The organism is Actinomadura nitritigenes, assembly GCF_017573545.1.
GTDB lineage: Bacteria > Actinomycetota > Actinomycetes > Streptosporangiales > Streptosporangiaceae > Spirillospora > Spirillospora nitritigenes.
In genome coordinates, this window is sequence record NZ_JAGEOK010000014.1 from 1 (window position 1) to 13,828 (window position 13,828).

At 69.5% G+C, this 13,828-nt stretch carries 12 protein-coding genes; 6 read left to right on the forward strand and 6 right to left on the reverse strand.

Features of this window, described 5'->3' with window-relative positions; all coding sequences use genetic code 11:
• Both J4557_RS22120 and J4557_RS22125 read left to right on the forward strand, forming a co-directional pair.
• Positions 1 to 611 (forward strand): glycosyltransferase (locus J4557_RS22120; protein WP_208268623.1); only part of this gene is annotated, 611 nt, incomplete at its 5' end.
• 160 nt (positions 612 to 771) lie between these two features.
• Positions 772 to 2,973 carry a bifunctional glycosyltransferase/CDP-glycerol:glycerophosphate glycerophosphotransferase gene (locus tag J4557_RS22125; RefSeq protein ID WP_208268624.1) on the forward strand — a complete coding sequence of 734 codons (2,202 nt, stop codon included), beginning with the start codon at positions 772 to 774 and terminating at the stop codon, positions 2,971 to 2,973.
• 154 nt (positions 2,974 to 3,127) lie between these two features.
• On the opposite strand, the gene J4557_RS22130 is transcribed toward J4557_RS22125, so the two are convergent.
• From J4557_RS22130 to J4557_RS22145, 4 genes are all read right to left on the reverse strand, one after another.
• Positions 3,128 to 3,991, reverse strand: a complete 864-nt coding sequence (locus J4557_RS22130) for an isocitrate lyase/PEP mutase family protein (RefSeq protein ID WP_208268625.1) — start codon at positions 3,989 to 3,991, stop codon at positions 3,128 to 3,130.
• 982 nt (positions 3,992 to 4,973) lie between these two features.
• Positions 4,974 to 6,212 (reverse strand): COG4705 family protein, encoded by a 1,239-nt coding sequence (locus tag J4557_RS22135; protein WP_208268626.1) that lies wholly within the window; start codon positions 6,210 to 6,212, stop codon positions 4,974 to 4,976.
• Positions 6,213 to 6,293: 81 nt separating this feature from the next.
• Positions 6,294 to 7,568 (reverse strand): sensor histidine kinase, encoded by a 1,275-nt coding sequence (locus J4557_RS22140; protein ID WP_208268627.1) that lies wholly within the window; start codon positions 7,566 to 7,568, stop codon positions 6,294 to 6,296.
• Complete coding sequence (locus J4557_RS22145) at positions 7,559 to 8,212, reverse strand: response regulator transcription factor (protein WP_208268628.1); 654 nt, start codon at positions 8,210 to 8,212, stop codon at positions 7,559 to 7,561. The genes J4557_RS22140 and J4557_RS22145 overlap by 10 nt, the downstream gene beginning before the upstream one ends.
• Before the next feature lie 639 nt (positions 8,213 to 8,851).
• On the opposite strand from J4557_RS22145, the gene J4557_RS22150 reads away from it, so the two are divergent.
• The 4 genes from J4557_RS22150 (at position 8,852) to J4557_RS22165 (ending at position 11,625) form a co-directional block, all read left to right on the forward strand.
• Complete coding sequence (locus tag J4557_RS22150; protein ID WP_279576144.1) at positions 8,852 to 9,307, forward strand: serine integrase family protein; 456 nt, start codon at positions 8,852 to 8,854, stop codon at positions 9,305 to 9,307.
• Between the two features lie 52 nt (positions 9,308 to 9,359).
• On the forward strand, positions 9,360 to 9,746 hold the full coding sequence (locus tag J4557_RS22155; protein ID WP_208268630.1) for a hypothetical protein: 387 nt from the start codon (positions 9,360 to 9,362) through the stop codon (positions 9,744 to 9,746).
• A gap of 74 nt (positions 9,747 to 9,820) precedes the next feature.
• Positions 9,821 to 10,594 (forward strand): HEAT repeat domain-containing protein, encoded by a 774-nt coding sequence (locus J4557_RS22160; RefSeq protein WP_208268631.1) that lies wholly within the window; start codon positions 9,821 to 9,823, stop codon positions 10,592 to 10,594.
• Complete coding sequence (locus tag J4557_RS22165; protein ID WP_208268632.1) at positions 10,588 to 11,625, forward strand: MerR family transcriptional regulator; 1,038 nt, start codon at positions 10,588 to 10,590, stop codon at positions 11,623 to 11,625. Before J4557_RS22160 ends, J4557_RS22165 begins: the two co-directional genes overlap by 7 nt.
• Positions 11,626 to 11,848: 223 nt before the next feature.
• Here the strand turns inward: J4557_RS22165 and J4557_RS22170 are convergent, their stop codons facing one another.
• On the reverse strand, positions 11,849 to 12,598 hold the full coding sequence (locus J4557_RS22170) for a phosphatase PAP2 family protein (RefSeq protein ID WP_208268633.1): 750 nt from the start codon (positions 12,596 to 12,598) through the stop codon (positions 11,849 to 11,851).
• Entirely contained in the window at positions 12,598 to 13,314 is a 717-nt protein-coding gene (locus tag J4557_RS22175; protein ID WP_208268634.1) for a DedA family protein, read from the reverse strand. The genes J4557_RS22170 and J4557_RS22175 overlap by 1 nt, the downstream gene beginning before the upstream one ends.
• Positions 13,315 to 13,828: the final 514 nt, after the last annotated feature.

Here is a 13,828-nt window from a genome sequence, read left to right on the forward strand (position 1 = left end):
TCATGCGGCTCGCGCCGCGCAAGCGGCCGCACCACCTGCTGCGGATGCTGCGGCGGGCGCGGGCGGCGCTCGGCCCGTCCGCCGGGCTGCGCGCGGTGATCGTCGGCGACGGGCCCGAACGCCGCTCGGTCGACCGCTACCTGCGCCGGCACGCCATGACCGGCTGGGTGGAGCTGCCCGGACGGCTGGAACGCGACCAGATCCGGGCGCTGTTCCGGCGCGCCGACCTGTTCGTCGCGCCCGCCGTGCTGGAATCGTTCGGGATCGCCGCACTCGAGGCGCGGTGCGCGGGCCTGCCCGTCATCGCCCGGACCGAAGGCGGCATCGGGGAGTTCGTCACCGACGGCCAGGACGGTCTCCTGGCCGCGAGCGACGGCGCCATGGCCGAGGCGATCGTGCGGCTGGCGTCCGACGAGGCGCTGCGGGCCCGGATGACCGCCCGTGCCCGCGCGGTCCAGCCGCCGGTGACCTGGCCGGGCGTGCTGCGCCGCACCGAGGACCTGTACGGACTGGCCGTCGAACGGCTGGACAGGGCGCCCGGCGGGCGGCCCGGAGGAAGCGTGGGACGGGCCGTACACACCCGAAGCAGAGACGAACTACGATCGCTGTAGTAGATTGTGGCCGGATGGTCGGTGTGCCCCGTTTACACCGGGCTGAGCAGCGCAAATCCAGGCTGTGGACGCAGCGGACGCCTCGCGCGCGGACGGGCCGCCGACCGATCGAGAAGGCCAGAAAGGCCGACCACCCGACCCTCGTCACCAGGGACCGGCGATGTCCTCATCCGAAAGCCCTGCCCGATCCGGCAACCCCGTCCTCAGCATCATCGTGCCCGTCTACGGGGTGGAGGGCTATGTACGCCAGTGCCTCGAATCGATCCTCGACACGTCCGTCGCCGCCCTGGAAGTCATCGCCGTAGACGACTCCTCTCCTGACAACTGCGGCGCGATCCTCGACGAGATGGCCGCTGCCGATTCCCGGCTCCGCGTCCGGCATCTGGACCGCAACGTCGGGCTCGGGCAGGCCCGCAACATCGGCCTCGACATGGCGGCCGGCGACTACGTCTGGTTCTTCGACAGCGACGACCACGCCACGGACGGAGCCGTCCGGGCGGTCCTCGACCGTCTGAAGGCGGCCCGGCCCGACGTGCTGATCGTCGGCCACGAGCGCGAGCTGTGGGACGGCACCCGCGTACCGAACTCCGGCGGCCGCTATTTCCGAGACCCGCCCGCGCCCGACACCTTCACCTGTGCGGAACGCCCGAGCGTCCTGCGGATCATGATGGCGGTCTGGAACAAGGTGATCCGCCGCGAGTACCTGCTGGAACTCGGCCCGCGTTTCAGCGAAGGGTATTACGAGGACCTCAACGTCTCGTTCCCGCTGCTGATGGCGGCCGAGCGGCTGAGTCTGCTGGACCGGGTCTGCTACGTCTACCGGCAGCGCCGCTCCGGCGGTATCACGAGCAGCGCGAGCCGCCGCCACTTCGACGCCTTCGACCAGTACGAGCGGGTCTTCGCGTTCATGGACGCCCGTCCCGGCACCGAGCCGTTCCGCGGGCTGATGTTCGATCGGGTGATCGGGCACGCGCTGATGATCCTGGAACGCGGCGACCGGATCTCCCCGCCGGACCGGGCGGAGTTCTTCGGTCGGCTCACCGATTTCTATCGCCGGCGACGCCCGGCCGGGAGTCGTGTGCCGGGCGGGCGGCTGAAGACCGTGAAATACCGGCTGATCGACCGGGGCGCGTACGGGCCGTACCGGGCGGCCGTCGCACTCGTTGAGGCTCGGCGGCGGGCTAGGACGCTGCCGCAGGCGGCCGTCCGGTCCGCGCGGCGCGGCGGGCGCGTGGGCAGGCGGCTGCTCGGCCGTCTCTACTACCGCGTGCAACTGCGCATGCCGATCGAGGAGAACCTGGTCGTGTACGCCGCGTACTGGTATCGCGGTGTCTCATGCAATCCGGCCGCCATCTACGAGAAGGCTGCGGAGATCGCGCCGCACCTGGGAGGTGTGTGGGTCATAAAGCCCGGGGGCCCTGGCCCCGTCCCGGACGGTGTGGATCATGTCACGCCCGGTACCCTGCGGTATTGGCGGGTGATGGCACGGGCGAAGTACTTCGTCAACAACGTCACGTTCCCGAACGCGGTCGTCAAGCGTGCTGGGCAGGTGCACGTGATGACGCAGCACGGCACGCCGCTGAAGAAGATGGGGCTGGACCAGATGCCCTTCCCCGTGGGCGCCAAGGGCTTGGACTTCAGGGCGCAGCTCGCCCGCGCGGACCGCTGGGACTTCCTGGTGTCGTCCAATCCGCTGTCCAGCGAGGCGTGGCGCCGGGGGTTCCCGTGCCGCTACGAGATGCTGGAGATCGGATATCCGCGCAACGACCGGCTCGCGGTGGCGACCTTGGACGAGCGGGCCCGGCTGCGCACTCGCCTCGGCGTCCCCGAGGGCAAGAAGGCGGTCCTGTACGCCCCGACGCACCGGGAGTACCGCGACGGCTACCGGCCCATGTTCGACGTCGAGCGGTTCACGCGCGAACTCGGCGACCAGTACGTCCTGCTCCTGCGCCCGCACTACTACTATCCGGCGGCGAGGAACGGCCAGCATCAGGAGCTGGTAATGGATGTCTCGGCTCACGCCTCGGTCGAGGACCTGTGCATCGCCTCCGACGTGCTGCTGACCGACTACTCCTCGATCATGTTCGACTATGCCGTCCTGGAGGACCGGCCGATCGTCGTTCTCGCCAATGACTGGGAGACCTACCGGCTCACCAGGGGAGTCAACTTCGACGTCACGGCGTCGCCGCCCGGAGTCGTCGCCCGCACCGAGGACGAGCTGATCGGGGCGTTCCGGACCGGCGCGCCGTGGAGCGACACCGCGGCCAAGGCCCGCGACGCGTTCCGTGCCCGATTCTGCCCCTGGGACGATGGCCACGCGGCGCAGAGGGCCGTCACCCGGGTCTTCCTCGGCGGCGACTGAGCGCCCCTCGCCTGGGCGACCCGGTCGAGCGGCTGGAGCGGTGGACGAGTCGCGCCACTGATCAGCTTTTCAACGTGGCGGAAGGGCCCGCCTCGACGTTAGCCCTCGCCGGCGTTGCACGCGGCGCGGGCCGAGCCGCCGCCAGGGTCCGGTGTTAGCGGCGGGCGGTGTGGTGGCGGCTGATGTTGCCTTCGAGGAGTGCAGTGGAGTGGGCGACGCCGATGGAGTGCTCCGGCAGCAGTCCGTCGGCCTTCTTCAGGTCCTGGAGCGACTGGTCGATGGCGGTCTGTGCGGCGAACAGGCAGGGGGTGCTGTAGATGGCGACGTCCACGCCGAGGGTGGTGAGGTCGGTCAGTGAGAGCCGCGGCGACTTGCCGCCGGCGATCTGGTTGAACAGCAGCGGCTTGTCGCCGATCACTTCGCGGATTCGCCGGATGGCGTGGGCGCTGTGCACGCCGTCGACCAGGATCACGTCGGCGTCGGTGGCGGCCAGCGCCGCCGCGCGGCGCAGGATCTCCTCGTCCTCGGTGGCGTCGGTGCGGGCGACGACGACCAGGTCGCGGCGGGTCGCCAGGACCATCTCGAGCTTGGCCAGGTACTCCTCCAGCGGCAGGATCAGTTTGCCGTCCGCGTGCCCGCAGCGCCGTGGGCGCTTCTGGTCCTCGAGGATGACGCCGGAGGCGCCGATGGCCTCGAGATGCCGGACGACGTGGCAGGCCACCTCGGAGTCGACGTAGCCATCGTCGATGTCGACGAGCAGGTGGTGGTGCGGGAAGGCCAGGCGGAGCCGGGACACGAACGCGACCATGTCGGGCCAGGCGATGAAGCCGATGTCGGGCAGGCCGTAGTGGGAGGCGGCGAACCCGAAGCCGGAGACGAACAGCCCGTCGAAGTGCTGTGCGGCGATGGTTGCGGAGAACATGTCGAACACCCCGACGAGCGGCGTGACTCCTGCCGCTTCGACGTCCTGGCGGAGCCGGTGCCCGGCGCCGCGGGTCGGTGTTGTCGTCGTGGTCATGATTGGTCCCCCGGATATGTCGGTTACCGACGATTGAGGCCGACACAAAGAGCGGCACTTACGGTGAGCATACGGACGCTCAGCGTGAACGTCTACACGCTTGTAGACTTCTTCTGCAGTCTGATCCCGCGCCGCCCATTCGCCCGCCGACAGCGACACAACGGCGAAGTCCCGCTCGTTGTACGGGCACAAGGGGGTGCAGGCATGGGAGAGGGTGCAGGCATGGGAGAGGCCCCGGACCGCGCAGACGCGGGCTTGCGACGTCGGGCTTTCACCGGTTCCTCGATGACCCGTCTGCTGTTCGGGCTGGCGACCGCCATGGCGGTTCTGGTCATCGGGTTCTTGCACCGGACCGCGGTCGACGCCGGCGGTTCACGCGCTCCCCGACTCAGCCGCGGCGGCCGACGAGGCCAAGGGGCAAGAAATGGGGGAGCCGGGCTCGTGCGGGGTATGCGAGGCGGGACTCCACACCCCGGCGGGTACGCGGCCCCGCCCTCCCGAGTCATCCGGGAAACCGCAGGTCGGACTAGTGAGCACTGGAGGGGCGGGCCGCGGTGAACGCGGTCAGCCCTGGCCCTATCCACCCCCTTCACCGGACACTTTCGCGGACCATCTATATGAGACGGCGTCCGCGCAGGTCGAGCCGGTCCGCTTAGGGCGGTGCGGCCGTCGCCCGATGAGGGATCCCCTTACGAACAGTCGTCAAGAACGTCTGTCCCCCGGGGTCGGGTAGCCCGGGTCTGAGACGCCCCGGGGTACCGGACCCCTCGTCGATGGATGGCGAGGACGTTGGGTAGCGGGCCTTGGTGTTGCGCCAGCGCAGGTAGGCGTGGAGGGCCCGGGTCTGCCCGGTGACCGGCGCCTGCTTCTGACGCATCCGCCGCCACCGCGACGACCAGCGTGGGGCAACAGCGGGGCGGTCGAAGCCATTGGCGCCGGCTTCGACCGCCCGCAGGAGTTCGCGGACACATTGGGCGGTCTGTCAGCCCATGTCCGTCAGGAGGGCGTTCAGTTCCTTCTCCTGCTGCGCAGGAGACATCGGCGGGTTCGAGTGATCGATGCCGAAGGTCTTGAGCACCTTGTCCATCTGGGCGTCGATGGAGGTCCAGCCGGTCTGGTCCAGCGGCTGCAGCGACGCCTGGTCGGCGTCCCACAGGTCGCGCAGCGACTTGGCGGCCGCGTGCGCGCCCTTCGCGTTCCCCGAGCGTGCGTCCTTGAGCGAGGTCGAGGCGAGGGTCCGCAGCGCGGAGACCTTGGCAGGCGGGAACTTCTTCACCGCCACGCCCGGAGCCATCTGGACGGCGGAGGTGTTGTCGGTCTCCGGCGCCGGACCGACGTGCGGCTGGCTGTGGGCCCAGACCAGCAGGCCCGTGGTGGCGACGGCGAGCAGTCCGAAGCCGGCCAGTGCGACGTGCTCCTTGCGCGGGTCGCCGGTGGCGTGGGCGGCGTGGGCGGCGTGGGCGGCCTCGTGGGTCTCGGTCACGTCCGAGCGCGTCACCGTCAGGTAGACCACCGTCGCCAGGATGAGGCTGAGGAAGATCAGGCTGGTGGTGAAGGTGCCCAGCGCGAGACCGGTCGGCTCGCCCGGCTGAGCGACCTTCGGGGAGGCCAGCCAGTCGCCGATGTTGGCGCCCAGCGGGCGGGTCAGGATGTAGGCGAGCCAGAAGGACAGCACCGGGTTCGCGCCGAACTTCCACAGCGCCGTGATCGCCGCGATGAGGCCGAGCGGCAGCAATACTGAGGCGCCCGGGCTCCAGCCGGTGAGTTCGAGGGTCCAGTCGCCTGTCGCGGTGCCGAGTGCGAAGGTGACGAGAACGGCGAGCCAGTAGAACGACTCACGTGGCAGCGTGGTGACCGAGTGGATCGAGAGGGTGCGCTCGCGCAGCCACCACACGCCGAAGACCAAGGCGAGCAGGACCGAGAACACTGCGGAGCTGATCCACAGCGGCACGTTGAGCTGGTCGGTGAGGATGTCGGTGTACAGGGTGCCCGTGACGCTGACAACGACCACGGTCAGCCAGTAGGGGAACGGGACGTACCGCTTCAGCCGCAGCTGGACGGCCAGGACCACCACGAAGACCGCGGTGAAGATCCATGCCGTGTTCACCAGGCCGACGCCCAGCTTCATGTTGATCCAGTCGGCGAAGCTCTCACCCACGGTGGTGCACAGGATCTTGATCACCCAGAACCAGATGGTGACCTCGGGGACCTTGTTGAGCATGAGGCGCCCGCTGCGCGTTCGGGCTTCTGTTGTCGTTGTCATGCAGGGAGGTTTACGGGGGGGAACCTGCAAGCAACCTGACTACGTGGCCGCGCGCGCGGCCGGGAGTGTCACCTCGACGTGACCGCGGCCGTCCGCGATCGCGCGGACCTCCACACCGGCCGAGGCGGCGATGCGCCGGACCACCGGCAGCCCCAGCCCCAGCCCGTACCCGCCGCCGCCGGTCACACCCGCTTCGAAGACCCGGTCGACGTCCGCGTGATCGAATCCGGGGCCGTCGTCCAGGACATCGACCACGACTGCCTCGTCCTGGTTGCGCGCGGTGATCCACACACGGGACTTCGCATGCCGCAGGCCATTCTCCAGCAGGGGTGACAGCAGTGACACGGCGACGTCGGACGCCACGGCCACCTCGACCTTCGCCGGGAAGGCGATCTCGACCGCGCGGGAGCCGATCGCCTGCCGCGCGGCGGAGCGCAGATCGCACCGGGTCTCGTCGTCGGTCCGTGCGCGCGCGGCGCGCAGAATCGTCGTGATCGCCGTATCGAGGCGGTCGACCTCGCTCAGCACCACCTCCGCCACCACCGGCTCGCCGGACAGCTGGGCCAGTTGCGCCTCGCCTCGCAGGACCGTGAGCGGTGTCCGCAGTTCGTGGGCGATTTCATCGGTGAGCCGGCGCTCGTCCGCCAGCGCATTGTCGACGCGCTCCAGGAGGCGGTCCAGGGTCTGTCCCAGTTCCCCGAACTCGTCGCGGGGGACTCCGAGGTTGAAGCGGCGCCCGGGTTCGTGATGGCCCCAGTCGTCGGCGAGGGCGGCCATCTCGTGCACGACCCGCAACGCGCGGTGCACTACGAGATGCGCGACACCGCCGGCCAGGAGGATCGTGAGACCGCCCAGAATCAACGACAAGGTCAGACTGCGCTGCTCGGATATCTCGTAGGGCGTGAGGTCCACCCGGACAACCACCATGACGTGGTGGCCGTCGATGGGGACCTGCCGCGCGTACAGGAGGTGGTCGCCCACCGTCGCGGTCCGCGATCGCTCCGAGTTCGCCAGCTCCTCGACGCGGCCGACCACGCTCGCCGGTACCTTCCCGTCGATCAGGCGGCCGTCGGCATACACCCAGGCGACCTCGTCCAGCGCCTCGCTGCCGTTCTCCGTGAGCACGACACGGCCGCCCTTGGCGCTGACGTTCGCCGCGACCGCCTCGGCGCGGGTCCGGGCCAGATCGTGCGCGTCGGCGTCCGTCACCCTGCTCAGCAGCACGTACGAGACCACCACCAGGACCGCGACCACGGCGGTGGCGATCAGCACAGTGAGCGCGACGACGCTTCTGCGGAATCCCGTCACCGCCATCGGTAGCCCACGCCGCGGACGGTCACCATACGCTCGGCCACACCCAGCGGACCGAGCTTGGCCCGCAGCCGGCGCACATAGGAGTCGAGGGTGTTCTCGCTGACCTGCGCCCCGTGCGGCCAGCCGGCGGCGATGAGAGCGTGGCGGCGTACAGCGTCGCCCTGCGAGGCGATCAGGCGGCCCAGCAGCCGGAACTCGGTCGGGGTCAGGCCCTCGCTCACCGAGCCGTAGGTCACCACGTGCTTCGCCGGATCGAGGACGACCTCGCGCGGTGCGGACGCCACAGCGGCCCGGCGCAGCAGCGCTCGGACCCGGACCAGCAGTTCAGGGATGTCGAAGGGTTTGGTCATGTAGTCGTCGGCGCCGGCCTCGAAACCGCCCACCTTGTGATGCAGGCCGTCCAACGCTGTGAGCATCAACACCGGCACGTCGACACCGCGAGCCCGAAGGGCCAGGCAGACATCGCGGCCGTCGGCGTCCGGCAGCCCGAGATCCAGGACGACCAGCTGGGGCGCCGGTGCGAGCTGCCGCAGCAGGCTGTCGGCCGTGGCGGCGACGGAAACGGTGTGGCCGTCGTACTCCAAGGCGCGCTTGAGGACGCCACGGACCGCCGCGTCGTCTTCGCACACCATGATGAAACCCACGTGCTGACCCTATAAAGAGTCCGGCCCCCGTTTGCCATCTGCCCTGATCAGCCGCCTGACGGTCGAAAAGAGCTGGCCTTCGCGCAGCCCTCGCCACCCAGCCCTCATCGCAGCCAAGACGGCTCCCCGCTCGGGTCCATGCGATGAGCCCCAAAGTAGATCGATCGCCGCAGGTCACGGACGGTACGCGCTGGCCCGGCGGCCGGGACATTTCGGTCCGGGCGCGCGGGGATAAGTCGGGCGGCGGCCCCTGGCGCGGTCGGATAACGCCGCATGGTCGCCTCATACATGGTCGGAAACCCGGAAGCGGCGCAGGTCAGACCGTGGCCGGACCCGGGGTTGAGGATCCTACGGACAGCCGTTGGCACTGAGAATGATCTTGAGGGTAGGTGTTCCGTCGGCAAACGCAGGCGATGTCATGCGGGCCGCCTGTTGAGTGGTCGAATCGTCCATCGCGTCGGTGGGATGGTGGTTCGGTTTCCGTGGCGTGTCAGTAGGTGGTGGCGGCTTCGACGTGATCCTGTGTGCGAGATCCGGCCGGAGTGGTTCCAGGCCCTCCGCTCCCGAACGTTTCCCCGGCCGCCAGGTAGGTCTTGATCGCGCTGCGGGCTTTGCCAGGGTGTCGGGCTCTGCCGCGACCTGATGGACATCCACGCCGTCCGGGACTGGTGCCAGGCCCGCGGCGTCGTGCTACGAGTCCTGCCCGGGCCGCTGTCCAACTTCCACGACCTGGCCGCCGACGACGCCACCACCGCCCTGATCATCAACGTGATTACTGCCGTCGGGCAGTTCCAGCGCGACCTGCAAAACGAACTGACCGCCGAAAGGATCGGCGCGGCCGAAGCCCAAGGCCGCTACCACGGCCGCCCACCCGCACTCACCGGACACCAACTCGAGGAAGTACGGGCGGCGTTCCGCGACAAAGGCGCCTCGATCGCGAGGCTCGCGCGCGGTCACGGGGTGAGCCGGGTCGCCGTGCGCACCGCACTGGCCGACCTGCTGCCCGACCCAAGGACCCCGCCCCCCAGTCCTGATCGACAGATCGGCCACCCGCATCCGAACGGTGGACGGCGGCAACTCCGCCCGAACGAGTGATCGCGGGCACGGCATGAGGGTCCTCGCCGCGCCGAAGAGTCAGGACCCGGGTGTGGTGCTGTTGGGCACGCTTGTCGACTCCGGCGGTGAGCTCGCGCTCGCCGCCGCGCAACTGTCCGACGTAACCGCGACGCTGACCGCCCCTGCGACCCGCCCCCTCCCCCGTACGGCCGAGTCGCATCGTGCGGTGATGCGCGCCCGGCTGGGGGTGACGTGCCATCCGGGAAAGGCCCGCAAGATCGCTGATCGGGCGATCTTGAAGGCCGCGCGGGTGAAGAACAACCCGCCGGCTTGGACCAACGTGGCGTTGGAGTACTTGGTGCAGGCCTCACTGGAGCTGCTGGCGTTCTCGACGCTGAGATGGCCACCCGCGCACTCACCGATGGTGCCCGGTAGGGTCACACCCGCCATCCTCCGGGGCAACCGGGCGAGCGTGTGATCAGCGGATTTCCCGATTCGCCGGTCCCGGGCTTGACCTTGACACGGTGATAAGGTTTCCACTTGCGTGCGGAGGTGGTCCAGATCAACACGACCAACGGAACAGCCCCGCAACACACCCGCGTGGCCGACGCCCTGAGCGCCGAGGACTCGTCGGTCCGGCTTCGAGCGGCCCTGGCGGTCGGCTCCAATCCCGACCTTGCGTTCTTGGAGACGCTCGTCGAGCGGTGCGCGGTCGAGCCGGACTTCTTTGTGCGAGACATGCTGTCCTGGGCGCTGACCCGTCTCTCGCCGGAGATCACCCTGCCCCGGATCCGCCAGGAGCTCGGCTCCGAGCGCACCCAGGCTCGTAGCCAGGCGCTGCACACGCTCTCCAAGATCGGTGACAGGAGGGCGTGGGACTGGATCACCCGCGACATGCTGCGCGACGCCGACGATGAGGTCGCGCGGACCGCGTGGCGCGTCGCGGTCGCCTTCGTGCCCGAGGACGAGAAGGAGGACCTGGTCGACGAACTGGTCCTGCAGCTCGGGCGCGGTGACCGCAGCGTGCAGCTGAGCCTGAGCCGGGCCTTCGTCGACCTCGGCGAGGTGATCAAGCCCGCCCTGGAGAAGGCCGCGGAGAACCCCGACCCGGCGGTAGCCGCGCACGCACGTGCCACCGAGCTGCTCCGGCACAACCCGGAGACCGGTTTCGACGCGGCCATCGAAGAGGCGAAGCGCGTGGCAATACTCGGCGCGGAACGGGCTACCGCCGCTGCGGCTGCGTCAGGAGGCGCCGAGCCCACAGAGACGACCGAGTCGACGGAGGCTGCCAAGGGCGCAGAGGCTTCGGAGACCGCGGATTGCTGATCGGCGATGTGGCCCGCCACTCCGGGGTGAGCACCCGGATGCTCCGGCACTACGACGCCCTGGGGCTGGTACGACCGACGGGGCGCACCGCCGGCGGCTACCGCGAGTACTCCGCCGAGGACGTCCGCAGGATCTTCCAGGTGGAGAGCTTGCGGTCCCTCGGGCTCTCGCTCAAGCAGATCGGGCGCGCGCTGGAGGACCCGGCCTTCACACCATCCGCCCTGGTCAGCGACCTCATCCGGTGGACGCAGGACCGCTTGGCTCGGGAACAGGAGCTGCTCGAGCGGCTCCACGCGATCGACGCGTCGGCACCCACCGACTGGCAGGGCGCCCTGCGCATCGTCGAACTCATGCGGGAGCTCAACTCGAGCAGCGCAGCGCGCAGGCAGCAGGCCGTTCTGGCCCGGTCGGAGGGCGTGTCGGTTCCCGCGGAGCTGTTGGCCGGGGCGGTCCTGGCCGAATCCGACCCGCACGTCGCGGGCGCCCTGCGCTGGGCGCTCGCCCGATCGGGCGGCGAAGTCCTGGCGGCGCTGCACGCCGGCACGCGCTCGAAGGACGTCGACGTCCGGCGGCGCGCGGTGCAGGCGATCGCCGAGATGCCCGAGGTTGCAGGTGCCACCGCAGTTCTCGCGGACGCCCTTGGGGACCCGGATACGACGGTGCGCAGGCACGCCGCTCTTGCTTTGGGCAGGCATGGCGTGACCGCAGCCGTTCCCACACTCCTCAGAATGGTGGTCGAAGGATTTGACGACGTCACCGCAGCGGAGGTCCTGGGAACGCTGTCAAAGGACCCCAAGCGCGCGGACCGGATCATGACCGCACTGGTCGACGAACTCTCCGCGCCCACCGCGGACTCCGCGACGCGGATCCGCCTCATCCAGGCGCTGGTCGAGCTCTCGGGAACCACCGTGCAGGAAGTCCTACGCCAACTGGCCCACGACGACGACCGCACTGTCGCCCTCGTCGCCTCGGCCCTCGTCGGAATCCTTCAACAGCGGTCTCCCGAAGACCGATCCGACGAGGATTCCTGAAAGCGCGCCACCGAGGCCGCCGCGACTCAATCCCGGCGGCTTCGGGTGCTTGCGGACCCTGGAGCATCGGTGGAAAGGCCCTCCGCCGCCCGGGTTCTCGCACCGCGGACTCCCTCTGGTTGCACACGGCTCGCAGCCCCGGTCCCTGCCCTGTCGGGGCGTGGGGGCGCAGGCGTTGGTGAACGTCGAAACGGGACGGCTCCGAGGAGCTCGTGGCCAGAGGTCAGGAGGTGTCGGTGTCCTCCCAGACGTCGTCGTCTTGAGCGAGGTCGTCGCCTTCCACGAGGACGACGGTGCGCGGGGGCGGTGGGCCGAGCCGACCACGGCCGGCGCGGAAGGCCAGCAGCAGCGACAGCCACGCCGCGCCGAGAAGGAACCCGCCGATCACGTCGCTGAGCCAGTGGACGCCCAGGTAGAGCCGCGACGTCCCGACCAGGACGATCACTACCGCGCAAGCCCAGGCTAGCGCCAGGCGAGTCCGCCGCCGCAGGGTCCCGCTCCCGACCGCGAGGACGGCCAGCAGTCCCCAACCGGTCATGGCCTGGACGCTGTGCCCGGACGGGAACGCGTATCCCCCGGCACGGGTGATCATGTCCGCCGCCGGCGGCCGCGCCCGACCGGAGATCACCTTGCCGGTCTCACCAAGGATCACAGCCCCCGCGAAAGCGGCCCACACGAACAGGGGAGTGCTCAAGGAACGGCGGCTCCAGACCAGGTAACCGCCGATGGCCAGCAGCAGCGGTACCAGCACCGCCGTCGAGCCGAGCCAGGTGAGCGTCTCCATCGGCCCGGTGACCGCCCCGTATCGATGGCCGACGAACCAGGCGTGCACCGGCCGATCCCAGCGGCCCGTGTGCTTCGCCGCGACTTCCACGCTCAGGGCTGCCAGAGCGAGCGCGAACCCGAGCGAGAGCACGGTCAGCGCGGCCGCGGGCGTCTCAGCAGCGGCGCTGGCCCGCTTGAGCACCCCCATCACCGGTGGGCTGCCCCGTCGCGATGATGCCGCCTGGACGGTGCACCGGCGCGTCGGCTCCGGCGCACCTCCAGCACGACCGGCAGGAGCGACACCACCACGATGACCCCCACGATGGGAAGCAGATAGCGATCGACCCCCGGGATGCTCGACCCGAGCAGATAGCCGGCGACGGTCACCCCGACCGCCCAGAGCAGCCCTCCGGCGACCTGCCAGAGTGCGAACGTCCTGGCGGGCACGTCCAACGCCCCGGCCAGCGGATTGAGCACGGTCCGCACCACCGGGACGAATCGGGCCAGCACGATGGCCCTGCCATATCCGTACCGGGCCAGGAAGTGCTGCGCCCTGGTCATACCTTCCAGCAAATGTCGGTTGGTCGTCCGGGCCAGCAATGTCCGGCCGCCTCGCCTGCCCAGCCAGAACCCGGTCTGGGCCCCGGTGAGTGCACCCGCCACCGCCGCCACCAGCACCAGTGTCAGCGACAGATGGACTTTGTCGCCCGCGTTCGCGGTGCACAGCAGTCCAGCGGTGAACAACAACGAGTCGCCAGGAAGGAAGAATCCGACCAGGAGCCCCGTCTCAGCGAACAGCACAAGGAACACACCGAAGGCCCCCGCCGAGGACAGCAGCGACGTCGAGTCAAGAGGATTGAGGGCTGCGTACACACCGATCCTTGGGCTCGCCGACCATATTTCTACACGAACGTAGTAGTCCATGGAACAACACCAGGTAAGCAGGCTTCTTACCCGCGCTCAGCCATCGCGAACGAAGCGGCACCGCTGGCATCCTGATGACGACGGCGCGCTGAAGCACCATGTATGACGAGTAGTTGCCTCGTCGGCGCCCATCGGATCCAAGACAGCTTCAGGATCAACCGCCGTCACCACGGGATGACCGAGCATCGGTTGACCAGGCATGCCCGCTGATGCGGCACCCAGCCGCGACCCGTTCATGGAGATCGCCGCCACGGCCACCCGCAAACAGATGCCCTACCTTGGGTTCCTGGCCGACCCCTCTTCGCCGGATGCGAGACCAGGCTCACGCCGATCGGAACACCGGACCAGGACCGCCCAGTTTTCCCGGCAGAAGGCGCTGCGCCCGTTCGACTCGACTCCAACGTCGACCCGCCACCATCTACACCCTGGCCACCTGCGAGTGTCCGCGACACGTTGAGCTCATATGGGCGCCGATCCCAACCCCGGCCTTCATCGCCGGTCGGAGGGTTTGCAA

What these genes read in the sequence shown, in the direction of transcription:
- J4557_RS22125 (WP_208268624.1), top strand. Translation starts at nt 772, where the DNA reads ATGTCCTCATCCGAAAGCCCTGCCCGATCCGGCAACCCCGTCCTCAGC.
- J4557_RS22130 (WP_208268625.1), bottom strand. Translation starts at nt 3,991, where the DNA reads ATGACCACGACGACAACACCGACCCGCGGCGCCGGGCACCGGCTCCGC.
- J4557_RS22135 (WP_208268626.1), bottom strand. Translation starts at nt 6,212, where the DNA reads ATGCTCAACAAGGTCCCCGAGGTCACCATCTGGTTCTGGGTGATCAAG.
- J4557_RS22140 (WP_208268627.1), bottom strand. Translation starts at nt 7,568, where the DNA reads ATGGCGGTGACGGGATTCCGCAGAAGCGTCGTCGCGCTCACTGTGCTG.
- J4557_RS22170 (WP_208268633.1), bottom strand. Translation starts at nt 12,598, where the DNA reads ATGGGGGTGCTCAAGCGGGCCAGCGCCGCTGCTGAGACGCCCGCGGCC.
- J4557_RS22175 (WP_208268634.1), bottom strand. Translation starts at nt 13,314, where the DNA reads ATGGACTACTACGTTCGTGTAGAAATATGGTCGGCGAGCCCAAGGATC.